The following is a 25,488-nucleotide window of genomic DNA, read 5'->3' as shown; positions in this document are numbered from 1 at the left end:
TTCTTGCCACTTATCACCCGTAAATCCACACATTCTACATTAAAATTTGTAACATTGCACAATTGTTTTTGGCATGGTAAATAAGATGAAAACTACATACCAGTGTCTTTGGGTGTTGGGTTTGTTGGTGGCATGTTCACCAAACTCCAAGGTTTCGCAGAGCACTCCTCCATCAGATGGCCCGCAGTATCTCCTTACGGTAGGCAATGAAAATGTGCCTGCGGAGGAGTTTATGCATATGCTTTCAAAGAATAGGGAGTTTGATCAGCAAGAGGATAAACTCAGTAAGGAGGAATTTGAGGAGAACTTTGAACTTTTCCTGAACTATAAGCTAAAGGTGAAGGAGGCAGAAGCACTTGGCATGGATGAGTCTGTGGAGTTCCTGCGGGAGTTTAATGCGTTTAAGGAAGATCTAAAGCGGCCGTACAGCTTGGAAACTTCTCTCCAAGAGGGGGAAATAAGGAAAGCCTATTCCAGAATGCAGGATGTCGTGCATGCCCAGCATATCTTATTGCGTTTTCCGGGCAATTCAAGCAGAGAAGATTCTGTGGCCGTGTTTCGAATGGCCGTTAAGTTAAAGGAGCGAGCAGAAGCCGGTGAAGTATTTTCCAAACTAGCGGAAGAATACTCCCAAGACCCTTCTGTGAAAAACAACCAAGGTGATTTGGGGTATTTCACTTCGCTGCAGATGGTTTATCCTTTTGAAGATGCTGTTTACCAGCTTAAGCCTGGGCAGGTTTCTGATCCTGTGCTCACGGACTTTGGCTATCATGTCATCAAGCTCTTGGATCGAAAGCCAAATCCCGGCCAAGTAAAGGTGTCTCACATATTGATAAGAACAGATCCCACCGATCCCATTTCGGAAGATCGTGCCAAGCGACGGATTACTGATATTTATGGAGCTCTTCAGAAGGAAGATACCAGTTGGGAGGAAGTATGCCAGCTGTTTTCAGAAGATGTCGGCACCAAAGAGAATGGCGGCGAGCTGCCTTGGTTTGGAGTGGGAGCTTTTCTAAAGGAGTTTGAAGATGCGGCTTTTGGACTAACCGAAATTGGTGAAATCTCTTCCCCGGTGAAGACTTCCTATGGCTACCATATTATTCGACTAGAAGATGAAAAACCACTTGCGCCGTACGAAGAATTGGAAGAAAGCCTGAAGTCAAAGATCCTAAGGGACAGCAGGTCAGTGCTTATCAATAGCCAAGTGACCGCAATTCAGAAATCACGGTACAATTTTGTGGAAAATGGCCCTTTAGTCGCCGTTGCCAAAGAGCAGGTCACTGGGCAGCCTAAGGGATTAAAGGATCTCCGTGAAGTATATACAGCCCAGAATCTTTTGGACAGCACTTTGTTTACCATTGACGGGGAGAGCAAGAAGGTTGGGGATTTTGTGGATTTTGTGGAGCAAGATGAAGTAGTTGTAAAAGTGGAGCGAAAAGAACCATTTGACGCTTGGTTTAAAAAATTCGTCGAAATTTCGCTTGATCAGGCTGAAGAAGCGGATCTTCTGGCCAATAATGACGATTTTAGGCTCTTGGTAAATGAGTATAGGGAAGGGATCCTGCTGTTTAACCTAATGAATGAACGGGTTTGGCAGAAAGCGCTGAAGGATACTGCTGGACTCATGGAGTATTTTGAAGGCCATAGGGATCAGTACATGTGGGAAGAGCGGGCGGAGGCATTGATCGTAAAGGTATTAGCTCCTGAGGCAGAAGGGCCGGTCAGGGAATACTTGGCCAATACCCGCTATCAAGGCGGATTAAAGGAAGCGTTGGAGGATCATTTGTCCACCCTTTCGACATTGTCTTATAAAGTGGATGAGGGAGTTTTTGAAGTTCATAATGATCCAATCCTTAAGACCTTGGAAATACAGTCTGGACTTCAGGAAGTAGAGGTGAATAATAAGCCTTATATTGTGCTCTTGGGCAAACAGTATCCCGCAGGGCCAAAAGCGTTTGAAGAAACACGCGGACAGGTTATAAAGGATTATCAGGAACACTTGAATCAAAGCTTGATCAGCGTACTAAAGCAGAATTTCATCGTTCAGATTAATGAGGATGAAAAAGAGAGAATCGAAAATATCGTTGTTGCGCAGGATTAACCTGGCTTTTTTCCTCTTCATCATGATAGGAGGAGCATCTGGCTGTGGTTTTTTCAGCGTTAAATCTGAAGAAGATACTGCATCCAGTAATAGTCCTGCAGTGGCTTCCGTTGATGATATCTATTTGCGTAAATCGGATTTGGATTTTGTCACCAAGGAAGCGACTACGGCCAGTGACAGCACTGACCTGGCCAATCGTTATGTGCAATCGTGGGTAAAAAAGCACTTGATGATCAAGGAAGCCAGCCAAAAAGTGTCCGTTAGCAAAGCAGAGCTCGATAAGAAATTATTGGATTATAAGTATGCTTTGATTGTGTATGAATATGAGAAAGCTTATATCGAGGAAAACCTGAACAAGGAGGTCACTGATGAAGAGGTGAAAGCGTATTATGAAGAAAACATTCATAATTTCACGCTCAAGGAAATCATCGTGCGGGCCAATTTTATCAAAATGGACAAATCGCTTTCCCAGAATAATCAAGCAAACCGCTTGTTAGGGCAAACCGATGAGTCTGCAAAGCACGAGTTAAGGGAGCTGGCGATCAAGTCAGCGGCAAACTATTACTTGGAAGATTCTACTTGGGTAAAATTCGAGGAGATCATCACGAATACCCCATTGGCCGAGAATCAGAATAAAGTCCAGCTTCTGACCAGGGGAAAGCCCTTGATAAAAGTTGAGGACGATCAATATAACTATTATTTTAAGGTGTTGGAATACAAGCTCCAAGATCAGGTTCCTCCTGTGGAATTTGTACGAGATGAAATCTCAAAAATCATTGTCAATAAAAGAAAAGTCAACCTAGCAGAAAGCCTTCAGAATGAAGTTTATTCGAGAGCAAAAGGTAATAATGAATTTAAAATATATGAATAACCTTACTAAAACGCTGGCCGTTATTTTATGCTTTTTGAGCACTATTGCAGTTTATGCTCAGGAGAAAGACAGTACCAGTACGAAAGAAAACAAGCCATCCGGCCAGATACTGGATAAAATCATCGCCAAAGTAGATAACTATATCATCTTGGAGTCTGATCTTCAGAAGTCATACCTAGAAGCCATTTCGCAATCCCAGGAAGGATTTGAGGCACCCTCCAGGTGTGATGTGTTTGAGTCACTGTTGGTAAATAAATTAATGCTGGCCAAGGCTGAAATTGATTCCGTAATCGTCACTGACGCAGAAGTAATCATGGATGTGAACCAACGGTTCAATATGGTCTTGCAGCAGTTTGGAGGAAATGAGGAAACCCTTGTGGAGGCTTATGGCAAGACTGCTGAGCAGCTAAAGTCAGAGATCCATGATATGGTCAAGGAGCAAAAAACCGTTGCCAAAATGAGAAATTCCATCGTACAGAGCATGTCCGTGTCCCCTGCTGAGGTGCGGGAATTTTATAACCAGATACCAAAGGATTCCTTACCGTTTTTCTCCGCGGAAGTATCGGTAGGTCAGATCGTGAAGAAGCCTGAGCCCAGCCGTAAGGAAAAGGATCGGGTGATCAAGCAATTGAATGATATCAAGCAGCAGATTCTCGACGGAGATGTGGACTTCGCATCCATGGCGGTCAAATATTCTGAAGATCCTGGGTCAAAAAACCAAGGGGGTGATTTGGGATTTTTCCGCAAAGGGGAGCTAGCGCCAGAGTATGAAGCCATGGCCCTTAGTCTCCGAGAAGGTGAAATTGGGGAGCCTGTAGAGTCACAGTTTGGAATTCACTTGATCCAGTTGTTGGAAAGGAGGACCGATTCTTATAACACCCGACATATCCTTATCAAGCCCAGGCCTACAGAGCAGGATATTGCTGCTGCAGAAAGGGAACTGGATAGTCTCAGGAACCTGATCGAATTGGACAGTATGAGTTTTGCGAAGGCAGCAAAGGATTTCTCTGAAGATAGGAATACCTCTGATAATGGCGGGTTCTTTTCAGATCCTACGACCGGGGCAAACCGCCTATCGGCCAGAACACTTGAGGATCCTATCCTGTATTTCACCATAGATACCATGAAGGTGGGCACTATCAGCCATGCTTTGCGTTATGAAGAACAAAATCAACGCACGGGAGAGCCTGAAAAAGCAGTTCGACTGCTCTATTTCAAAAATGAGTATCCTGCTCACCGGGCCAACTTAGAGGATGATTATGAAAAACTAAAAGCGGCTACCAAAAAGCAGAAGGAGTCTGAGGCATTGGAAGACTGGTTTAAAATCGCCAAAGAAGAGGTCTATATTGACATCGATCCGGCGTATGACCGATGTAATGCGCTCAAGGAGGATGAGAGTTGACCATGGTATGGTAAGACGTTAGGGCAAAAAAAGAGCACTTGATCTGATCAAGTGCTCTTTTTTTGGTCATTTGCTGATTCCAGAAATAGCGGAATGGTATAGCTAGTGTATTCAACCCGCTTTATCAATGTAGTTTAGTTAAGAAGATTTTCCATTACGGATCGTCCATTGAGAAAATCATGGTTTTAGTCCATGGTCTTTTTAAACCTGTATAAAATGGATCCGCCTTGCAGGTATTGGGCGTTAAGAAATTAAAAAGCGGGTAGGCAAGAAGGCAGGCTTGTTTGACGAAATACTAGCCAAAAAGAATGTTGGCAGCTAGAAAAGGAGGAGTTTGCCTGCATGAGGGAAGGTTGTAATTTTAGGCCAATAGCTGCACACCTGTGCGCCGTGGCGTAGCGGCGGGTTTTTTTGGTTACTTTGTGTGTCCTGAAGTTCGGGAAACCGGACATGCTATCCAACTGATGTCGAATAGGGCGTTACAACCCTTGGCACGACGGCTGGGACTGGATCAGGCAGACCAGTCAAATTCCCCTGATGGTGCTGCGCTTTCAAGGCTGTGGTACTGAGCGATCAGAAGGAATGCGTTTCGAAAAGCTGAACGAAAGTGAACCGTTCGATGAAGTGTCGTGAAAAATACTTCCTGTCAAAACCGGGGGCTAGAGTAACTTCCGGGACAAAATAGGCAGCGCAGACTGAGAGTTGGCCTATTGGCAGGCGGCATTAAGGCGGCAGGAGTTCGAAACAGGCGGTTGGATGGAACAGGAGAACCATCCCCTTTGATAGGGATGGGGCGGATCAGTCCGTAGTAGTGTTGAAAGCTCTGGAAACGGAGAAAGAGCGAAGGGACTGAGGCAATCGGTTTTGAATGGTTCCACAACCTAAAAACTAGGGAAGATGGAGTTGTTTGAAACAAAATCTGGAACATCAGATTTGATTGTCAAGAGCCGTATGACGGGAGACTGTCACGTACGGTTCTGAGAGAGGCTTGGGCATAGGGCCCAGGCCTACTCGACTTTGACCTGAAGCAAAAAAGTAACAAAGGTAAAGAGATGAAAACCATCTTGGAATTTAACAAGAAAAATAATTAAACCAATATTTCCAGATACACGCTAACTAAACGACATTGCCCGCTTTATGCATTAGGAATCGTTATGGCCTGTCCCAATAGCTATCGGGAAGAGCTGAAACTACAAGAAAATCAGGCTGTTTGGAGATTGAATCATAGCATCGCTATGGTGAAATCGAAAACAGCGGCGAAGCGACTGATTTTGAAGTAGTTTCAGGTCGAAATAGATAGGCTAGTGCATAATGCGGGTTCAAGAAGATGGTACATTGGGCGGCCGCTTAGCACTTTTTGATACCATCATGATGTGTTTCAAGCGGTTTTGTGAACGCGCTAAAGCAACGGTTTAAACTGTTTGAGGAACCGAATGTCGTTTTCGGTAAACAGCCTTAAATCTTTGATTTGATACTTGAGCATCGCGATTCGCTCAATTCCCATTCCAAATGCAAAGCCCGTATATTTCTCCGAATCAATACCGCAGTTTTCCAAAACATTGGGATCAACCATGCCTGATCCGCCGATTTCTACCCATCCTGAGCCCTTACAAACATTACAGCCATCACCGCCACATAGCAGGCAAGAAATATCGATCTCAGCACTAGGCTCTGTGAAAGGAAAATACGAAGGGCGAAAACGTACTTTGGTCTCTTTGCCAAACATCTCCTTGGCAAAGTGATAAAGGGTCTGCTTCAAGTCAGCAAATCCAACATTTTCATCCACATATAATCCTTCTACTTGATGGAAAATACAATGTGCACGTGCAGAAATGGCTTCGTTTCTGAATACCCTTCCAGGTGATAGTGTCCGGATAGGAGGTTGTTGATTTTCCATCACCCTTACTTGGACAGAGCTGGTGTGGGTTCTCAGCGCGATGTCAGGATTCTTTTCGATGAAAAAGGTGTCCTGCATCTCCCTGGCAGGGTGGTTCTCCGGGAAGTTTAGGGCGGTAAAGTTATGCCAGTCGTCTTCAATTTCAGGTCCTTCTGAAAGATTGAAACCTATTCTTTCAAAAATCTCAATGATTCGCTGACGGGTAGCCGTCAGTGGATGGATGCCTCCAGCGGGTTGGTTGGTGGCGGGGAGTGTCAGGTCTATATCGGAAGACTTGGACTTGCCTGCACCATCATTGACTTTATCAATCAATTCTTTGAATTTCTCCTCAGCAGCTTGTTTTACGCTATTGACCATTTGGCCATAAGCCTTTTTTTGGTCATTCGGTACGTTTTTCATTTCAGCAAAGAGTGCTCCGACGACACTCTTTTTGCTGATGTAGCGCATTCGATACGCTTCCAGTTCCTCTGGATTGCTGGCGTCTGCCGCGGCAATTTCTATTTTTAATGCTTCAATTTTATCCTGATGCATAGAGCTAATCTTTTTTGACATGCAAATCTAAAATATTATCGATTAATGACCTCATATTTCATCGATTGGTTTCTGCCGGCTGTGCTTTTAAAACCAGTAAAAGTCCATTTGGCTCACTGCCCATGAAAGCCAAGCTACTCGTCTTCCTCTTCCTTCTTGGCTGGACCAGCTTCTCCAAGGCCGAGGGAACCTTGAAATCCTGAAAGTGACGCTTTCCACCAGTAATTAAAAATAAATTTGCTTTTGTCTCTTTGGAAGTAAATTGGGGCGATCTTTTCCGTGCCAAAAATCTTCCTTGGATTATTGCCCCTCAGGGCAATGGCGTTTAGGACAAAATTCAGCATGGCCTTTCTTCCTTTTGCTTTCTTAAGGGTTCGGTCATTGAGGAGCTGCACTTTCAGGCTGTTGTAGTAAAATGTCATGGTGCCGACGGCTGTCTCATTGTCAGCGGTAAATTTCCAAGTAGATGGTTGGGCAATGCCTTCACGGATTTTGAGGAAGGCATTTCTGGTCATGATGGAGTTGACTGCCCTTAAATCAAATCTTCCGGTTTGAACACTGATCTCCATGGGGTATGGGGCATCATAGGCAAATTCTCCCGACATGTGGATCGCAGCCGCCCCGTTTATCCTTGCTGCGGCCTCCAAGTAGCTGCTGTCAATAGCAAAAGTGTCTTCCGTCGTCTTGCTAAGGTGAAACGGATACATTTTGGCATATAGAGAGTCAAAGGTGATGCTCCCTGGAACCATTCCTTTTTCCGGAAACTCTTCGTATGTTATGACCGCATTGGCCACGTCCAGTGTGTCCAGTTCCAGTTTAATGCCTGATCTTTTCATCAACTCTTGGGGCATGGGCCTATAGATGCTGTCATTGAATGGTACCCGCTTATCCCTGAACACTTGAATGTTTGGCGTTTGGACCAGCATTTTTTTTGCCTTGATTTCTCGCTGTTCGATGAGTTTCTTTAAATCGATCACGTCAAACCTAATCTCTGGAAATTGTGCTTTTACTACGTCAGTTTGATAGCCAACTTTGCGAACATATTCATATTTGCCATAACGAGGACTTAAGGTCACGTCTTTAAGGGTCATTTGATCTTTGTGAATGGACACCAGACCGATATTAAGGACATTCAGACTGTCAGGCAACTTGATTTCATAGTTGGGCAATTCTACCGAGAAATCCTTGTCCAGAAATATGTCCTTGTCAAAAGCAGCAGTCTTGGACAGGTCGAAGCTCAGGTCATTTAGGGCAATGTTCAGGCCGTTGAATGATCGGATATGGGCGGCAGAATCTTTCTCCAAAATATTGAGTTTGCCACCACTGAGCTTGAAATCATTCACCTTTAAGTCTTTGATGATGTCCTGGACAGCGTCTTCACTGGATTTTCCGCTTGTTCGGTGATTATCTTTTCGATCAAGATACAAGCTGATCTCAGGATTTACCAGTTCTATGCGCTGAAAATCGATTTCGCCGGTTTCTTGAAAACTCGTCAGTGAATGGGTTTGCAGCTTTACCAAGGGTACAGCTGCAGCGATGACCGGATTGCCATGTTTGCCGATATGGTTTTTAGGGATGACCTTTAAGTTTTCAAACACAATCATATCGCTTTTGGTATCCAGTTCCACCTTGCTGAAATTTAATGTGTGTACGCTGTCGTTCAATGCCAAGTTGAAATTGTCAATATCCATGGCCATATTATTGAAAAAACCCACGATATCTCCTTTGGCGAGTTTGGCCGAATCCAGAAGAAAACCATAAAATGAGAGGTTGACACCGGAATTGATGAGGTTTCGTTCTTTACCATCATTGCTATAAAATGCATTGAATCGGGCATTTTGGGCTTCAATGGTGTCGATTTGTATGATGTCAAACCTTTTTGGAAGATTCCGGGTTTTTTTTGGTGCCTTGTCCCGTTGGCTCCTTTTTGTCCCGTTACGGTCGATGAATAAGTTTACTTCTGCATCCGACAGGCTTACCTTGGACATGGCCAAGGTGTTTTCAAAGAAGAACCTGTCCACGTCCACACCTGCAAAGCTAAGGTTGGAGATGTTGGCACCGATGGTTACTTTGACCCCTAGATCCCGTCTCGGCCTCAACCGTACATTGGAGGTGATGAGTTCATCCCTTGAAGAGTTATAGCTGATCTGGTCAGCGTGCAAGGAGTATCTTCCATCCGCTACGTTAAACACATAGTTGTTTAAGCTGACGTCCAATTCCTCGGCAAAAAATGTTTCAGCATTTCGAGGGGTTACATTTTCATCCAGCTCAAATTTTTTGATCTTAATGGACACATTATCCTCTGCAAAAGTTTTGATTTTGTTTTGGACATAGTTTTCATAGGCAATGGAGCCGTCAATAACATTTAGCGAGTCGATGGTAACATGGCTAAAATAACTTGTTGCCAGCTCATACAGGTCGTTGATCTGCACTTTTTCCCTGTTTTGGTTTGGTGCGATGTAGCGACTGAGTTTTATGTCGGGTGATGGGACTTCCACCATTCCTATCTCCAAAACCCCATCAAAATAGGCCTTCGCAATATCCACGTCCCGCAGGTAAAACTCCGGCACACGTACTTCAAGCACCATTTTCTTGTTCAGACGGCGCAGGTTTTCCATGACCCTGTCTGAGTCAAGCGGCTCAAAACTGAAGCCTTCTATTTTCAGCATCTTTTCTTTGGTGTCTACAAAGATCTTGTCAGCTTTGAAAAGGTGCATGTCATCGGTCAGCTTCATGGCATAATTATCCAGTTCTAGCTGTAGGTCTTCTGCCAAAAACATCCTGGAGGAATCTTGCTCTATTCCTTCGTCCACCGCAAAATTTTCCAAAACCATACTGGCTTTTGTAAAAGAGACACTGTCCTTATTGACTTTCATGGTGTTGTTAAGGATCATGTCACCTTCAATAAGTTCTAGCCTGTCTATGTAGATTGCCCTCAGGAAGTTTTTGGTGAGTTCCTGTATCGTTTGGCCTTTCATGTTGCCTTCCTTTTTCTGAAGGTTACTGAATTTTACTGTCGGATTGCGAAAGACCATGTCTTTTACATCCAGGATATTATGGTTGTAAACTTTCTTTAGATTGGCATTTTCGAGGTTGAATTCGGGGATTTCGATTTCGAAAAGGGGGATTTCTTCCGTGACTTTTCTGAAAGGCTCCACCTTGGCCCCAACGACTTTTATCTCATCTTCTTTTGAGGATAAGTACACTTCTTTCCCAGTGATCCAGTGTACGCCATCGGCCAGGACCACTTTCACATTGGACAGCGATAGGGCGGCTTCGTTAGCATAGAAAAATTGGTTTTTGGTGCGTTCAGTATCGGGGCCGATGTAAACCTGCTCCATTTCGAAGTTGATCTTATCCGTTTCGATTCGGTTTTTGTATTCGTCATGTACTCCTCTTTGGAGAAAGCTTCCTTCTTCGATCTGTAAATGGTGAATGTTTATGGAGCTCAAAATATCTTTTATCAATGGATAAAGGCTGTAATCCATCAATGATTTTTCCTGCACTTCAGGCGAAAGTTCGGAATAGACCAAAAATTCCGGATGGTTCAAGGTGAGGTTGCCGACCGCTACATCTGTGGTATAGAATACCTGATTGATATCAGCATCGGTAAGCATCAAGTTGTCGAGCTTCATGCTATAATAGATTTCTCCTGGTTTCTGCAAGTCGGGAAGAAGCGCTACTTGTTTGGCGGTGATGTGATTGTCCAAAGAAGAAATTTCTATTTGTTCTGCAAGTAGCGTGTGGACGCTATCTGCCAGTAGCATTTCGAAGTTTTCCAAGGTTAGGCCAAAACCCCGTGCGTTGAAAGGAGTAGGCTCGGGTCTCGGGTTTAGAAGGTGGACATCCTTCAAGGAAAAGTTGGTGTTTTCGGCTTTTATAGATTTCTGGCTTACAAAGTTCTCTACGAGCAAATCAGCTTGCTCAATGATCAGATTATCAATGATGATTTCTTCCAGGCGTACACGCTCCAAGGATTTTTTGATTTCCAACTGAAGTTGTTCCAATTTAGTATTTGAGCTGAGGCTGTCCAGTTGCTGCTTGGTCTGGATCATGGGCTCGACAAACTGCAGGTTACCGATATTCAGTATTTTATCGCCAAAATCATACCCGATACCTTTTACGGCAATTTGAGGAACTTGGACTTTATAGATGGGCTTGTCATCAGGAAGGGAGTCCAAGATAGCTTTGTTTGGGGTAAGGCTGAAGCCTTCAAAATAGAATCCTCGCTGAAAAAGGGACAGGTGAAACCGGTCAAAACTCACCTCGTATTTTCCCTCGGAGGCTTCATCCACTTTGGATTGGACATAATTTCGCAAGAGCAGGTCAGATCCAAAATATAGTCCTACTTGCACAAATACCAAAGAGAAAATTACTATGGCAAAAAACCGGATCAACCGCCTCTGGGATCGTTTCAGTTTTTTTTTATTTTGGCTCTTTTTTACCATAAATTAACCGTATAAAGCAAAATAAACTTTATTTTACTTAGAATAAAGTTGAACGTGACAAAGTTCACAAGCCCCTAAAAAATAGAGTCTGAAAAACTACGGAGTTTCTTTTCCTAAGATAGTCAAAAGAGAATAGCTCCCAAATATTTACAATCGTTGCAAGTCCTCTAAGTTAACGGTAGATGATTTTTTGCTATTGCTACAGTTAAACCAAAGCTTTACTTGTTTCAATTTTAATATTTACAAGCAATCTCAAAATTCATGCCTTAAACGAATATATGTATTGGCCGATGGTTAGCCGTGCACAAGTGTTTCGAACTGATTAGGCGTCACTATTAGCCGTTGCGCATTAATTTTTGGTCTTACGGACAAGCCATTTATTGGAGGCTTCACTGCATGGAGGCATTACAAATGCCTTTCTCAGCAGTTCGCATTACAAAAGCGGGACTGGAGACTTTTCCCGTTTAGGAAAAAAAACAGCGCAAATCATAAACATCTACGTTGTCAGCCTGCCATCAGCCCCCAACTTTTGCGGGATCAAGCATTATTTCTGGGTGGCGAATGTTAACATGGTCTTTTAAAAGAAAATTTTAGGCCGCTAAAACGATGGTCTTTCTTCATCCGCACGAATGGGTTTTAGCGGGAAGTTATGGGGAATCGGGCGGTCAATGCGGCTAAAACGGGGAACGTTGGGTGGGTAAATTTACTATGGTCTTCCCCCATGGCTAAGAATGGGTCGCCACTCGGGGGGCTAGCTTTCGAGTGTAATCTTTCAATGCAGGACAAACATGCACTTTTCAAACATAATACCTTTTTGGCTTTTTTTTAACGGTGGTTTTGCGATTAAGAAAACTGGCAGCCCCCAACTTTTCCGCTGGATCCGTTTTTAACCTTATCGGGCTGGATATTGGGAGGGAACAAAAAAAAGAGAACGTTTTTATGCATAATGGTTGCCCATTCTCCTTTGCCATAAAAACATTCTCTCTAAATAATTTAACACAGTGCTGTAGGAGAAGGACTCGAACCTCCACGGAGAAGTTAGGCAACACAAGAGCTCTATGTGTGCTTTATCCCAGAATCTCCACCCCCGAGACAGGAGGGCTTGTCTGCCAATTTCAACATCCTACAGTATAGATTAACCCTTTTGGCTACTTGATTGCTCAAAGGTAATGAATAGGTTTAAAATTTAAAAATCACACAATGAAAACGATTGATTTTTACATTATTTTAAATTATTGCATTTTATATTGTTTTGATTTGTAATTCGTAATAAAAAATAACGCTTAATTTTAATAAAATGACAATATGCAGTTTACATTGAAGTAATAGTTTGGTTATGCCGATAAATAGTGTGTTGATGTTGGTTTTTGTAAAATTAATGATTGTTTATTGAGTGGTTTTTTTGTCTCTACAAAATAAAAAAACAGAAAAGTACTTGAATGGGAGGGGAAGGTTTTACGTTGTTGGTGCCATTATAAAAATGTGATGTCCTCTATCACGTTTTTTCCGAATTTTTCTTCAATGATGTTAAGAATACGTGACTTGTTCATCATCAATTCTTTTTTGATAGGACCTGAAGTTAGCTTTACGAAAAGTTTTTTGTCCTTGGCATAGATACTGGACGTTCTGCTGGCGATTGATTTCCCCATCATCTCTCCCCAAGCACTGACGATTTTCCTTTCGTTAAAGCGGTCTTTGAGTTTATAGGTTTGAAGTAATTCCTCAAACGCTTCTTTGAGCGGTGTGATTTCCTTTTTGCGGGGATTATAGTCCTGGTATTTTTTCATGGTAATCAAAGGTAGCCTTACTTTGTCACAGTAACAATAAAAGATAGAGCCTATTGGGGCTTTCGATCTCCCAAATAGGATTAGACAAAAAGTTTGCCGGCGATAAAGTCCGCCAAAAGCTTGCCTTTTTTGGTGAGCCGAAGGTAGTCGGAGTCTGCTTCCATCAGTTTTTCTTCACGAAAGTGCTCTATCAGTGTGCCTTTGGCCTGTAAGATGTCCACTCCAAACTGTTGGTTTACCTTTTGAAGATCGACGCCCCAAATTGTCCGTAGTGCAGTGAGCAGGTATTCATTTAACAAGTCTTCTTGGCTAAGGATATCTTTTTCGAACAGGATGGTGTCGTCTTCCAGTGCCTTGATGTATTTTGGATTATTGGAGAGGTTATGCTGCCTAGTACTTCCATCAAAGGAATGGGCGCTTGGACCAATGCCCAGGTAGGGGGTGCCTTTCCAGTAGTTGCTGTTGTGAACTGCAAACGCGTCTGGTTTGCCAAAATTGGAAATTTCATATTGGATATAGCCTGCGTCTTCCAGTCTTTTTTGCATCAGTTCAAACTGATCAGCGCTAAAATCTTCCGATGCGGGTTTGAAAGTGCCTTTTTTTGCCCATTTCCCCAATGCAGTATTCGCTTCTACCGTAAGGCAATAGCTGCTGATATGGCCAGGTGCCAGCTGGACGGCCTGTTTGAGGTCATGTTCCCAGAGCTGGTGATCCCCCGCAGGGAAGCCGTACATCAGGTCGATGGATAATTTTTCAAAGCCGGTTTTTCTCGCTTTATCGATGGACTTTAACGATTCTTCGGCGGTATGCGAACGGTTGTAAAATCGCAAAACTTCATTGCTGAAACTCTGTATCCCAATGCTCAGACGGTCAAAGCCAAGCGTCTTCAGGCTCTTCAGTTTTTCTTGACTGAGGTCGTCCGGATTGGTCTCGATGGTCATTTCGTCCAAGTCAAGCTGGTAGTGTAGCGATATCGTATCCAGAATAGCAGAAAGCTCCAATGATGAGAGCAACGAAGGAGTGCCTCCTCCAAAATAAATGGTCTTGATCGGGGTGCTTTTGCCAAGATAGTTTTTTTGGAGAGCGAGTTCTTTGCATATCATACTGACCATTTTGGCTTTCAGTGCTGTAGAAGTGCTGAAATGAAAGTCACAGTAATGACACGCTTGTCTGCAAAAGGGGATATGAATATAAATTCCTGCCAAATTGATTACTTTTATCGGCACAAAGTTAAGTAAAACAACGAGAAGGATTTTTGAAACGCCTATTCATTATAGCATTGTTTTTTGTTTGTGGGCTCGGTAAGTCATTACAGGCCCAACAGCGGTATGGACTGGACTATGAGGTTCGGGGCGAAAAACAAGAAAGTGGCTCCGAGGACTTGGCCGATTCACTGGCCGTAAGGAATTTTCTGAACGGGTATATTGAGCGCCTGAGGGAAGAGGGGTATTTGATGGCAGCGGTGGAGCGGATAACATTTAGAGACAGTGCGGTGACGGCACTTATACAGACCAGTGAGCGATTCAATTGGGTTTCGTTGGAAAGCGGAAATTTGCCAGGGCAGTTGTTAAGGAGGGCGGGCTATGATCCCCGTCTTTTTCAGGGGCATCCTGTTTCATATAAAAAAGTGGCCCGCTTGTTTGAGCGAATATTGGAGCAGAAGGAAAATGAAGGGTATCCTTTTGCGGCAGTAAGGCTAGACAGCATCCGCCAAACTGGAAATTCACTGCAAGCCAATATAGCCCTGGAGGAAGGGCCATATATCCGTTTTGACAGTTTGAATGTACAAGGCAATGCCCGTGTGAATCAGGAGTTTTTGGCCAGGAAGCTGGGAATAGTACTTGGCGAGCCTTTTTCCCAGAAAAAAGTGGAGGCTGCCCTTCAGACCATTCAGAATATACCGTATTACCAATTCGAAGCGGCACCAAGAGTGACTTTTCAAAACAGCGAAGCTACGGTACACCTTACTTTAAAGAACAGAAAGATCAATACCTTGGATGGGATTATCGGTTTGTTGCCAAATGAAGCAGAAGCCAATAAGCTGCTGGTGACAGGGCAATTCGATTTGGATATTTATAATCCCGCCGGCAAAGGACGGCATTACGGTCTCCACTGGCAGAGGCTCACCCAATACAGCCAAAACCTAGAGATAGCGGCATTGGAACCCCAACTTCTGGGGACAGGAATAGATGTCAATGCTTCCTTTTTTCTACTCAAGGAGGATACGAGTTTTGTGAACAGGGATTTTAGGCTCGGGTTTGGTTATCAGGTGACACCGCGGCTGTATATGGATTTTTTTAGCAGATGGCAGTCCGGGGATTTGCTCTCGGTGCCAGAAGTCAGTTCAGCGGATGAATTGCCTGAAGTGCTGGATTTTCGCTACCACAGCTATGGCGTGCGGCTCCGTTATCAGGACTTGGATGACGGCTACCTTCCCAAGAGCGGCTGGAGACTAGTGACTGAATGGGGCGTAGGTAATAAAAAGATCCTGCACAATACAGCGATAAAGGAAGCGTATTATGAGGAAGTACCAAAGGAAGCGTTTCAGGTCTTTGGGACATTTTCGGCTGAGGAATTTTGGCGGGTGAGCAATAGATTGGTCAGCTTTTTGCGATTGCGGGGAGGATTGCTTGTTGGGGACAATATCCTGAAGAACGACATGTACCGTTTGGGAGGTTTGAGGAGCATCAGAGGGTTTAATGAGAATTTCTTTTTCGCAAACCGATATGTTTATGCTAATTTTGAGCCGAGGTTTTATTTTGAAGAGAATTCTTATTTTCTGCTGTTTACAGATGTAGGAGCCTTGGAACAATCCGGGTGGTCGATTCCCGAAAATCGGGATAACGTGTTGTCTTTTGGCGGGGGGCTAAATTTAAGCACGGGAAGTGGTGAGTTCAGGTTTTTGTATGGAATGGGGAAATCAAATGAGCAAAAAATAGGAGTAAACTACGCAAAGATTCACTTTGGATACATTGGCAGATTTTAGTTTTATGAAGAGAGGTTTTAAAGGGCTGACCGCGATGTTGGTAATGATGTTTCTTTTTGGTGCGCTACATGCCCAGGTGTTGGAAAACTATAATCCGAAGATTGTCATTGAGCAAAAGTACGAGCTTATCCCTTCTGCCGTGTTGGCCAAGGTAAACTTGAATCTGGAGGATTATCCGATGTCTTCTTTTCAATTGGAGTTTCCCGAAAAGTCGGCAGTTTTTTTAGGCGAGAAACTTTGGCTCTACGCCTCATCTGATACGAGTTTCATCATTTCACTGAAAGCACTAAAGGAATTGGGTGGGGAAAGGACACAAAGCCTTCCACTGACAGTATATAAAGAAGGGATAGACAGTGACAGGCTCTCTGTTAAAAAAGGTGTTTTTCGAAATGGTAGGCCCGTCGAGGGCGGGGTCAATGTGCCCAATGAGCAGTTACGAGAAAAGGATCCGGTAAAAGACTTTATGATTTTGGCTTTTGTGGTGGTACTGGCGTTGGTTGCCTTGTTTAAGGTGACCTATCCCATGGTTTTTCAGTCAGCTCTTAGGCCAGTGTCCTTGTTTCAGGAAGAGTTTTCCGAAGGCAGCAGTGGTATGAAGTTGTTTTCGTCTGACGTAATTTTTTACATGCTGGTGTTCAGTATGCTGATGTCGTTGTTTGCATTTTCCTTTTTGCATCTTGCAGGTCATGGTATATTGGATGAGTATTTAGGGGATGGTCTTAATTCACTTTTGTTGATATGGCTGTCCGGTGCTGTGCTCTTTATGGTGATGTCATTTTTAAAATACCTGTGGATCAAGATTTTTGCAGTGGTTTATCACTTGGATAAAATTGATTTCAGTCAGTTTTTTTATCTGGTAAAGAGTTTGATGTTAGTGCTGTTGATTCTGTATATAGTGGTGATGGGATTCTATCTACAGGGATATGCAGCGATGGACGACATAATGAATTATGCCGTATGTTTGTTTCTTGTGGTTTATTTGGTAGGGATTTTTAGACTTTTTTACTTAATGTTAAAAAAAGTCCCTTTTAAAAGTTACCATTTATTTTCTTACCTTTGCAGTTCGGAATTGGTTCCCTTTTTAGTGATCGTTAAACTGATCGTTGGCTAAATGGGGGAAATACGAGAGAAAACAAAAGAAGAAAAAGAGCATATGACAAAATCTACCAAGGACAGATTTCGGCCGGTGAAGAGTATTTTGGTTTCTCAGCCTCGACCTTCAGATGCCAAATCTCCATATTTTCAGTTGGCCGAGAAATACAATCTGAAAATTGATTTCAGGCCTTTTATACAGGTAGAACCTGTTTCTATCCGAGAATTTAGAAAGCAAAAGATCGATATTCTCAAGCATACAGCGGTCATTTTTACGAGCCGAAACGCCATCGATCACTTCTTTAAAATTTGCCAAGAACTCAAAATCGAAATGCCTGCCGACATGAAGTACTTTTGTATTTCGGAGCAGACAGCTCATTATCTTCAGAAGTACATCGTGATCAGAAAACGCAAGTTGTTTGTCGGTGTAAGGACAGCTGCGGATTTATTTGATTACTTCAAGAAGCATAAAGGAGAAAAGTACCTTTTCCCATGTTCGGATATTCGTAAAAATGATATCCCAGATAACCTGGCCAAGAACAATATTGAATTTACCGAAGCAGTCATTTACCACACAGTTGCTGCTGACCTATCCGATCTGAAGGATATCAAGTACGATATATTGGCTTTTTACAGTCCTTCAGGGATAAAATCACTGATTCACAATTTTGCCGACTTTGAGCAAGGGGCTACCAGGATAGCCGCTTTTGGCCCTACTACTTCAAAAAGTGTGAAGGATCAAAATCTCATTTTGGACATTGAGGCTCCCATGCCCAATGCGCCAAGTATGACCGGGGCACTCGAATTGTACATAAAAAAAGTGAATAACATCTAAAAAATCCCAACATTTATAAGGTAAATTCGATTATAATTGTGTAGAATAGTCATATTGATTCAATATACTTTTGAAGCGCATGAAAAAGAGAATTTACCTTAGTTTTATTTTTTTTTCGGGGATACTACTTGGAGGGATTGGTCCATCGATGGTTTATGCACAGCAAGATGCCCAGTTTACACAATATATGTACAACGGGCTGTATTATAATCCTGCTTTTTCTGGAAATCACACAGGTTATCGGTTTTCAGCATTGCATAGAAGTCAATGGTTGGGCTATACGACGTCGTCAGGAAATGGTGGTGCTCCCACTACCCAATTGGTGACAGCATCCGGGAGAATTCCAGGGACATCCTTTGGTTGGGGCGTGTCCTTTACCAATGATGACATTGGGCCAGCTACCAGCCAAGAGGCCAATATCTCCTTGGCCTATCACAGAAAAATACGAAGAGGTGTCTTGAGCTTAGGGGTTTCTGGAGGGATGTTTTCGAATACCATAAAATACGATGAGATCGATGTGGTGAATCCGGATCCCAGCATACCGTCCAGTGGAAATGAAAGCCAGATGAGTGCTAATTTTGGCGCAGGGATCCTTTATGAAGCACCGAAATATTACTTGGCACTGAGCAGTCGGCACATCAATGAACCGACATTTGATTTTGGAGAAAACTCATTTGATAACCAACTGGTCAACCACAGTTATTTGATGCTTGGATATAAAATCAGGACCTTTGCGCAGGTAACGTTTGACCCAAGTATCTTATTAAAAAGTGAAGGGTTCAATAATTTTTCATATGATGTGAGCGTTATAGCCACATATGATGACCGTATGAGCGGTGGGATCGCCTACAGGGGCGAAGAGTCCCTGTCAGTGTTGTTGGGGTATAAATTGTTAAGAGATAAATCCCTGAGGATAGGGTATGCTTTTGATTTGGTGATGGGGGGAAACGAGGCTAAAGCACCGACCTCTCATGAGTTTATGTTAACGTATAATTTGCCAACAATAACGAAAAAAATAGAGAGTATCATACAACGAACACCAAGATTCCGGTTTTAAATTACCGTTAATTTTGCCTGATTTTTTGCGAAGTTTTGGTATTTTCTCTTAAATTTCGATCTTGGTAAATACACGTTAATCGAAGAAGTAAAGAATTGTCAACAAAATTGTCTTATATGTACAAGAAAACGAACTCACGATTTTTGACAGGGATCGTGATGCTACTTTCCATGGCACTGCTGCAGGGATGTGGTCTATTTGGTAGCAAGGGTTCTGCTAGCGAAAAAGCCAACAGGTCTGGAGAAGTTACTGGTGTGCCTGATCGGTCAGGATGGCAACAGACCCTCCCCCATGAGATGGTGCCTGTAAAAGCGGGGACTTTTTGGATGGGACAAGCGGATGAAGATATTGCGGTCAGCAAATCCTCGCTGAACAAGCAGGTAACGATATCTGAATTTTATATGGACAAATACGAAGTGTCCAATAACAAATACCGTCAGTTTTTGGAAGCGGTAAGAATGGGAGAATTGGCCCTGTCTACTCCCACTACGCTTAAGGATCCTCCTCAATTTAATATTGATGAACTTGTGCCGGACACGACTGTTTGGTCGCAGAGCTTTACCCACCATTACGGTGATCCCCTGATGGAATATTACTTTGAGCATCCTGCATTTGATGACTATCCTGTGGTGGGCATCAGTTGGGAGCAGGCCAAGAAGTTTTGTGAGTGGAAGACGTATCACATGAATGCAAACGACAAGTCTGAATATGATATGCCAAGATTCCGACTCCCTTCCGAGGCAGAATGGGAATATGCCGCCAAAGGAGGAAAGGAAATCGCCAAATATCCTTGGGGAGGCCCTTACCTCAAAAACCGAAGAGGATGCCTGATGGCTAATTTTAAGCCTGGCCGTGGTAACTATATCGATGATGGTTTTGCATATACTGCACCAGTAGATACCTATGCTCCGAACAATTTTGGTATATATAATATGGCTGGAAATGTATCTGAATGGGTGGAAGATGCTTATAACCCTGCGGGAAGTTCACTTACATGGGACCTCGACCCCAAATATGAAGATGAAAACGAATCCCGCAAGGTTGTCAGGGGAGGTTCTTGGAAAGATATTGCCCATTACCTGGAGACCAGTACGCGTACCTACGAATACCAGGATGTGAAGACTGCACATATCGGTTTCAGAACGGTGATGACCTTTATCGGTCGTTCGGGCTCCATGGATGTCAGGGCTACCAGAAGACGTTAATCAATTGTACACATACACACACTTACACACAAATACATAAACCATACTTTTAACAACCTATGGCTAAACACAACGAAAAATCTTTCTCCCACAAGTTTTATGGTTCCGTAATGCCGAAAATTTACGGAATCGGGGCCTCCGTAGTAATTTTAGGGGCAATGTTTAAAATCCTCGATTGGGAAGGTGCTTCACTCATGATTGGGATAGGACTATCTACAGAGGCAGCGATTTTCTTCCTTTCCGCTTTTGAGCCCAAGACAGAGGAAGTCGATTGGAGCAAAGTTTACCCAGAACTTGCCGATGGTGCGGCACCGGCGGCACCCCGCAAGGCAAGAGTGGTCCAAAGCTCAGGAGACCAGACCTCCCAAAAGCTGGACAAAATGCTTGAAGATGCGAATATTGGTCCGGACTTGATTGATAACCTGGGCAAAGGCCTGAAAAACTTGGCCGATTCAACCCAGAAAATGGGCACTGTTGCGGATGCTGCGTTGGCAACCAACGAATATGCCGAAAATGTAAAGGTAGCTTCCAAAACACTGGTGGACATCAATCAGTCTTACAGTAAAACTGCAGCGGCACTTTCAGAAATGTCAAATGCTTCCCAAGAAGCCAAGGACTACAGGGATCAAGTTGTCTCAGTGACCCAAAACCTATCCGCACTGAATGCCGTGTACGAGATGGAATTGCAAGATGCTAACAGTCATGTAAAAGTGCTCAATAAATTCTATTCTAACGTTACAGCAGCCATGGAAGGCTTGAATGAAGCAGGCAAAGAAACCGAAACATTCAAGGCTGAACTGGGCAAATTAAACAAAAACGTTAGCTCACTGAACAGCATTTATGGCGGTATGCTTACGGCCATGAAGGGTTAATTTAATTTATTGTAGGACTATAATTTAACTGGATATATATGGCCGGTGGAAAAGAAACGCCAAGGCAGAAGATGATCGGGATGATGTATCTCGTTCTGACCGCTCTCTTGGCGCTACAGGTAAGTAATCAAATACTGCAAAAGTTCATTTTACTAAACGATGGGTTGGAAAGGACTTCCAAGAACTACATCGAGAAGAATGCATCGATTGTCGGTAATATTGAAGCAACAGTAGAACAGCAGGGAAATAACGAAAAAGACCTGCCAAAGGTAGAAGCTGCCAAGCAGATCAGGGATAAGACTTCTGAGGTATTCTCTTATCTGGAAGGATTGAAGCAAGAGCTGATTACGCAGTCAAATGCAAAAAATGAGGAAGGGCAGTATAAAAACAGTGCCCTGAAAAATACCGATATTGCGGGCAATATCTTTAATAACAACAAGAAAGGATATGAGATGCAAGAGCGTCTCAATCAATATCCGGAGGAGATCGAGGCGTTATTGAGCGATGTGGGCATTCCAATGGAGTTTGAACGTATTGCCAAGGATGCTGAGGAAATCGATATGTTCAAAAATGATCCTGATGTAAGGTACAAGGATTTCGTAAACCTGAACTTTGTCAAATCACCCATTGGTGCGGTATTGGCCATCATCAGTCAGTACCAAAATGAAGTGCTGAACATCGAATCAGAATCGTTGGGTGCACTAACTCGTTCTTTGGGATCATTTTATTATAAAGCGGATATCTTCGAACCCATGGTAGCAGCCAACTCCAATATCGTGGCGGCAGGTACCAAGTTTGAAGGGAATTTGTTTATCGCTTCGGCTTCATCTTCTGCCCAGCCTAAAATGAGTGTAGGGGGGAAAGAAATTCCGGTGGAAAATGGCTTTGGTAAGATCAGTTTCCCCGTTGGCCCGGCAGACAGCTATGATGATAGAGGCTTGGCCAAACGGACATTGGAAGGGGAAGTAGTGGTCAACATTGATGGCAAGGATAGTCTGTTGAATGTAAGCTATGATTACTTCGTGGCCAACCCGACCATCGAGGTAACTGCTGAGGCTATCCAACAGCTTTATGCACAATGTGCAAATGAGCTGAGCATTAAAGTACCTGCATTGGGCAATAGCTATGCACCTGAGTTTGCTGTAACGAATGGACAAGCCATAAAGGGCAGTAATCCCGGTGACGTGACCATAATTCCTGCTAATTCAGGAAAAGTAAATATTGGCGTGAGCAGTGGTGGCGCAAAAATCGGTACGGTCAGTTATGATATCCGACCAGTGCCTGCGCCGACTATTACTGCTTATAATGGAGATAAGGAAATCGATATGAGTGTTCCTTTTCCTGCTCCAGGCCCTTCACAGCTAAAGATAAAAGCGGTGCCAGAGCCTACATTCGGAAGAACCATGCCTAAGGATGCACGGTTTCAGGTGTCCGGAGGGGTAGTGAAGCTGCTTAGAAACGAAGTGCCTCGGGACCAGGTAAATATTAACGGCGAAGATGTAGCGATCAGGCAATTACTTGCTGCTGCCAGAAGCGGTGATGATTTGGTGATTCAAGTGACTGAAGTTACAAGAACTAACTTCCAGGGTCAAAAGATAAAAAGTAATGTTAACCATATCGAACGTATTGCAATCAAGTAATCCGTCGCGAGGTTCATTAGTTTACTTATGAAGTAAAATATAAGGTTATGAAACGAATAGAAGCAAAATACATCGCTCCATTGCTGATGGTGATGTTGATGGCTGTCAGTCCAAGTGTTTTTGGACAGACAGGTTCCACGAGTGTAGATCCTTCGGCTACTGGAGACAGGCAATTTGAAGTGGATACAGTGTTTTCTGCCCATCCTATCAGGGAGGATGATAAGATGTACCAGATAGGTGTGTGGAGAAGGGTGGATCTTCGTGAAAAGTACAACCATCCCCTATATGGTACAGGAGATACCAAACGTAACGGTATCATTTTTAGCATTTATAAGGCTGTGACTGAAGAAAATGCTTTTGAGCTATTTGCGGATGAAGAGTTTACGGAGCCGTTGTCCATCGCTGATTTTCAAAACAATTTCTGGATGTCCGCAAATGGCGACAGTATCTTTGTAAAGAACCTGTATTACTTGGATTTTAAGGAAGACTTCTTGTTTGATAAGCATCATTCCCAAGTCAAATTTGATGTGAAATATATCCACTTGGTGATGCCTTCCCAGACCAATGCAAATGCCGGTGAAAAGAGCATTGCTTATATTCGGTTCAAGGATTTTTATGAATACTTCAAAAACCATCCGGAGGCAAAATGGATCAATTTCAGCAATACTTCAAAGGATCTTTCCTATAGCCAGGCTTTTGACTTGAGGTTGTTCAAATCTGTGGTGAGGAAATACTCCAATGCGGACGATGCATTGATTGCAGATATGGTAAATCCGGATAATCCCAATCCTGAGCTACAAGCATATTTGGATGGGCTGAAGTTTGAATACGATCTACTGGAGTTTGAAAACAGCCTTTGGGAGTGGTGATTTCCAAAAGCTAAAAAAATAGGAGAGCAGGTGGTACTATCACCTGCTTTCTTTTTTGATAAAGTTGATGATCCTGTTGGCCTTATCTTTACCAATGAGCTGGGCAAGGTCATCTTCAGAAGCTTCCCTGATTTTTTTCAGCGATTTGTAGTGGTTTAAGAGCTTATTGGAAGTAGTGGGGCCAATGCCCTCAATGGAGTCAAGCGCCGTCTTGAAAGCGTCTTTGCTGCGGATATCCCTGTGAAAGGTGATCGCAAAACGGTGGGCTTCGTCCCTGGTCCGCTGGATAAGACGGAGTGATTCAGATTTTTTGTCGATGTGTAGCGGAAATGAGTCACCGGGGAAATAGATCTCTTCCAGCTTTTTGGCAATGCCGATAACGGGGACTTGTCCATAGATGTCCAAAGATTTTAAGGCTTCCACAGCTGCGGATAGTTGACCTTTTCCGCCATCGATTACAATGAGTTTTGGAAGTGGTTTGTTTTCTTTGATAAGCCTTTTGTACCTTCTGCCCACAATCTCTGTCATACTGGCAAAATCATCAGGGCCTTCTACTGTTTTGACATGGAAGTGCCTGTATTCTTTTTTTGCAGGCTTTCCGTCCAGAAAGCATACCATGCTGGCTACTGGATAATTACCTTGAATGTTGGAGTTGTCAAAGCACTCAATATGGTCAGGGATCTCCTTAAGTGAGAGGTCTTTTTGTAGCTGAAGCAGCACCCTGTTTTTCTTTTCTTTGGCTTTTCCGCTGAGCAATGCCTTTTCTTTTTTATAGTACATGGCATTTTTAAGGGAAAGCTCGACCAGTTTACGTTTGTCACCTATTTTAGGGACGGTAAGGTGCAGCCCTTCGATGGGCTCGTCTAGTGCAATGTTGCAAAGGATTTCCTTAGCATCACTTTGGAATTGGTCTTTTAGGTGGAAGATAGCCGTAAGCAGCATCTCCTGTTCAGTTTCGTCGAGCTTTTTCTTTAGTTCTACGGTTTTGGTGATATTGATCGCCCCATTTTTGATGTTGAGGTAGTTGACGAAGGCAAATTTATCTGCAGAAACAATAGCAAAGACATCCAGGTCCGTCACGTGAGGATTGGTGACCAGTGATTTTGCCTGGTATTTTTCGAGCAGGTCCAGTTTGTCCTTGTATCGCTGTGCTTTTTCAAAAGCAAGGTTCTGGGCGGCTTCCTGCATCCTGCTTTTGAAGTAGGCTTTTGGCACTCCCAAGTTGCCTTTGAGGATGTTTTTGGCTTGATCGATGTCTTTCATGTAGTCAGGTTCTCCCTGCAGGCCTTCACAAGGCCCCAGACAATTTCCGATATGGTATTCCAAGCAGACTTTGTATTTCTGCTCAGCGATTTTGTATGGATTTAGATCAAGCTTACAAGTTCGTATGGTAAAAAGGCTCCTGATCAATTCCAGTACATTATTCATGGCCTTGACACTGGCAAAGGGTCCATAGTAGGTGCCTCGGGAGGGAATAAGCTTACGGGTAGGGTAGATCTGTGGAAAATGCTCTTTTGTAAGCAGCAAGTAGGGGTATGTTTTGTCATCCTTCAGCAGGATATTATAGCGCGGTTGGTTTTTTTTGATGAGGTTATTTTCCAACAATAAAGCATCAAACTCCGAATTGACCATGGTAAATTCGATCCGGCGAATTTCCTTTACCATCCGGCGTGTTTTCAGGTTTAGCCCGGTGCTCTTCACGAAATAGCTGGCCACCCGTTTCTTTAGGCTCTTTGCCTTGCCTACGTAAATAAGCTTACCGTCACCGTTGTAATATTTATATACGCCGGGAACATCAGGGAGTTTATTGTATTCTTCTGGACTGTATGAAGGGCTTTGCATAGAACAAATATAAAAAAAACAGCTCGTCACAAGAGCTGTTTTTAATATCTTTC

The 25,488-nt window shown here is 43.3% G+C and carries 17 protein-coding genes; 12 read left to right on the top strand and 5 right to left on the bottom strand.

Annotated features, from left to right (window positions below):
- The first annotated feature begins 85 nt into the window (after positions 1-85).
- The 4 genes from FDP09_RS02675 to FDP09_RS02660 all read left to right on the top strand — a co-directional run bounded on the left by FDP09_RS02675 (position 86) and on the right by FDP09_RS02660 (position 4,943).
- On the top strand, positions 86-2,101 hold the full coding sequence (locus tag FDP09_RS02675) for a peptidylprolyl isomerase (RefSeq protein WP_137401173.1): 2,016 nt from the start codon (positions 86-88) through the stop codon (positions 2,099-2,101).
- Entirely contained in the window at positions 2,058-2,972 is a 915-nt protein-coding gene (locus tag FDP09_RS02670) for a peptidyl-prolyl cis-trans isomerase (protein ID WP_229683554.1), read from the top strand. The genes FDP09_RS02675 and FDP09_RS02670 overlap by 44 nt, the downstream gene beginning before the upstream one ends.
- Positions 2,965-4,374, top strand: a complete 1,410-nt coding sequence (locus tag FDP09_RS02665) for a peptidylprolyl isomerase (protein ID WP_137401171.1) — start codon at positions 2,965-2,967, stop codon at positions 4,372-4,374. The genes FDP09_RS02670 and FDP09_RS02665 overlap by 8 nt, the downstream gene beginning before the upstream one ends.
- Positions 4,375-4,757: 383 nt before the next feature.
- Positions 4,758-4,943, top strand: coding sequence for a hypothetical protein (locus FDP09_RS02660; RefSeq protein WP_137401170.1), 186 nt, complete (start codon positions 4,758-4,760; stop codon positions 4,941-4,943).
- A gap of 830 nt (positions 4,944-5,773) precedes the next feature.
- Here FDP09_RS02660 and pheS read toward each other — a convergent pair.
- From pheS to hemW, 4 genes are all read right to left on the bottom strand, one after another.
- Positions 5,774-6,802: a phenylalanine--tRNA ligase subunit alpha gene (gene pheS, locus FDP09_RS02655; RefSeq protein ID WP_137401169.1), complete on the bottom strand. Its 1,029-nt coding sequence runs from the start codon at positions 6,800-6,802 to the stop codon at positions 5,774-5,776.
- Positions 6,803-6,936: 134 nt separating this feature from the next.
- Positions 6,937-11,157, bottom strand: coding sequence for a hypothetical protein (locus FDP09_RS02650; RefSeq protein ID WP_229683518.1), 4,221 nt, complete (start codon positions 11,155-11,157; stop codon positions 6,937-6,939).
- 1,565 nt (positions 11,158-12,722) lie between these two features.
- The gene (locus FDP09_RS02645) at positions 12,723-13,037 is read right to left on the bottom strand and encodes a DUF721 domain-containing protein (RefSeq protein WP_137401167.1); all 315 of its coding nucleotides are present in this window, start codon (positions 13,035-13,037) and stop codon (positions 12,723-12,725) included.
- Between the two features lie 80 nt (positions 13,038-13,117).
- Complete coding sequence (hemW, locus tag FDP09_RS02640; RefSeq protein ID WP_137401166.1) at positions 13,118-14,242, bottom strand: radical SAM family heme chaperone HemW; 1,125 nt, start codon at positions 14,240-14,242, stop codon at positions 13,118-13,120.
- Between the two features lie 50 nt (positions 14,243-14,292).
- Between hemW and FDP09_RS02635 the strand changes: the two genes are divergently transcribed.
- From FDP09_RS02635 to porN, 8 genes are all read left to right on the top strand, one after another.
- A complete protein-coding gene (locus FDP09_RS02635) occupies positions 14,293-16,023 on the top strand; it encodes a POTRA domain-containing protein (RefSeq protein WP_137401165.1) in 1,731 nt (576 codons plus the stop codon).
- 4 nt (positions 16,024-16,027) lie between these two features.
- Positions 16,028-17,134 (top strand): DUF4271 domain-containing protein, encoded by a 1,107-nt coding sequence (locus FDP09_RS02630; protein ID WP_229683517.1) that lies wholly within the window; start codon positions 16,028-16,030, stop codon positions 17,132-17,134.
- Positions 17,135-17,176: 42 nt separating this feature from the next.
- Complete coding sequence (locus FDP09_RS02625) at positions 17,177-17,950, top strand: uroporphyrinogen-III synthase (RefSeq protein WP_137404922.1); 774 nt, start codon at positions 17,177-17,179, stop codon at positions 17,948-17,950.
- A 79-nt stretch (positions 17,951-18,029) separates the two neighbouring features.
- Positions 18,030-19,007 (top strand): PorP/SprF family type IX secretion system membrane protein, encoded by a 978-nt coding sequence (locus FDP09_RS02620; RefSeq protein ID WP_137401164.1) that lies wholly within the window; start codon positions 18,030-18,032, stop codon positions 19,005-19,007.
- A 116-nt stretch (positions 19,008-19,123) separates the two neighbouring features.
- Positions 19,124-20,212 carry a T9SS ring complex lipoprotein PorK/GldK gene (gene porK / locus FDP09_RS02615; protein ID WP_137401163.1) on the top strand — a complete coding sequence of 363 codons (1,089 nt, stop codon included), beginning with the start codon at positions 19,124-19,126 and terminating at the stop codon, positions 20,210-20,212.
- A 59-nt stretch (positions 20,213-20,271) separates the two neighbouring features.
- Positions 20,272-21,084 (top strand): type IX secretion system motor protein PorL/GldL, encoded by an 813-nt coding sequence (gene porL / locus FDP09_RS02610; protein ID WP_137401162.1) that lies wholly within the window; start codon positions 20,272-20,274, stop codon positions 21,082-21,084.
- A 38-nt stretch (positions 21,085-21,122) separates the two neighbouring features.
- Complete coding sequence (gene porM, locus FDP09_RS02605; protein ID WP_137401161.1) at positions 21,123-22,724, top strand: type IX secretion system motor protein PorM/GldM; 1,602 nt, start codon at positions 21,123-21,125, stop codon at positions 22,722-22,724.
- Positions 22,725-22,771: 47 nt separating this feature from the next.
- Positions 22,772-23,593, top strand: coding sequence for a type IX secretion system ring subunit PorN/GldN (gene porN, locus FDP09_RS02600; protein ID WP_137401160.1), 822 nt, complete (start codon positions 22,772-22,774; stop codon positions 23,591-23,593).
- A 39-nt stretch (positions 23,594-23,632) separates the two neighbouring features.
- On the opposite strand, the gene uvrC is transcribed toward porN, so the two are convergent.
- Positions 23,633-25,435, bottom strand: a complete 1,803-nt coding sequence (uvrC, locus tag FDP09_RS02595; RefSeq protein ID WP_137401159.1) for an excinuclease ABC subunit UvrC — start codon at positions 25,433-25,435, stop codon at positions 23,633-23,635.
- Between the last annotated feature and the right edge of the window lie 53 nt (positions 25,436-25,488).

The organism is Echinicola rosea, from assembly GCF_005281475.1.
In the GTDB taxonomy this organism is placed as follows: Bacteria; Bacteroidota; Bacteroidia; order Cytophagales; family Cyclobacteriaceae; genus Echinicola; species Echinicola rosea.
Note: the sequence above shows the minus strand (reverse complement) of the source record. Positions and strands in the feature narration are given on the sequence as shown.

What these genes read in the sequence shown, in the direction of transcription:
- porK (WP_137401163.1), top strand. Translation starts at nt 19,124, where the DNA reads ATGTACAAGAAAACGAACTCACGATTTTTGACAGGGATCGTGATGCTA.
- porL (WP_137401162.1), top strand. Translation starts at nt 20,272, where the DNA reads ATGGCTAAACACAACGAAAAATCTTTCTCCCACAAGTTTTATGGTTCC.
- FDP09_RS02670 (WP_229683554.1), top strand. Translation starts at nt 2,058, where the DNA reads ATGAAAAAGAGAGAATCGAAAATATCGTTGTTGCGCAGGATTAACCTG.
- porM (WP_137401161.1), top strand. Translation starts at nt 21,123, where the DNA reads ATGGCCGGTGGAAAAGAAACGCCAAGGCAGAAGATGATCGGGATGATG.
- FDP09_RS02665 (WP_137401171.1), top strand. Translation starts at nt 2,965, where the DNA reads ATGAATAACCTTACTAAAACGCTGGCCGTTATTTTATGCTTTTTGAGC.
- FDP09_RS02625 (WP_137404922.1), top strand. Translation starts at nt 17,177, where the DNA reads ATGACAAAATCTACCAAGGACAGATTTCGGCCGGTGAAGAGTATTTTG.
- pheS (WP_137401169.1), bottom strand. Translation starts at nt 6,802, where the DNA reads ATGCATCAGGATAAAATTGAAGCATTAAAAATAGAAATTGCCGCGGCA.
- porN (WP_137401160.1), top strand. Translation starts at nt 22,772, where the DNA reads ATGAAACGAATAGAAGCAAAATACATCGCTCCATTGCTGATGGTGATG.
- uvrC (WP_137401159.1), bottom strand. Translation starts at nt 25,435, where the DNA reads ATGCAAAGCCCTTCATACAGTCCAGAAGAATACAATAAACTCCCTGAT.
- FDP09_RS02645 (WP_137401167.1), bottom strand. Translation starts at nt 13,037, where the DNA reads ATGAAAAAATACCAGGACTATAATCCCCGCAAAAAGGAAATCACACCG.
- FDP09_RS02675 (WP_137401173.1), top strand. Translation starts at nt 86, where the DNA reads ATGAAAACTACATACCAGTGTCTTTGGGTGTTGGGTTTGTTGGTGGCA.
- FDP09_RS02630 (WP_229683517.1), top strand. Translation starts at nt 16,028, where the DNA reads ATGAAGAGAGGTTTTAAAGGGCTGACCGCGATGTTGGTAATGATGTTT.
- FDP09_RS02620 (WP_137401164.1), top strand. Translation starts at nt 18,030, where the DNA reads ATGAAAAAGAGAATTTACCTTAGTTTTATTTTTTTTTCGGGGATACTA.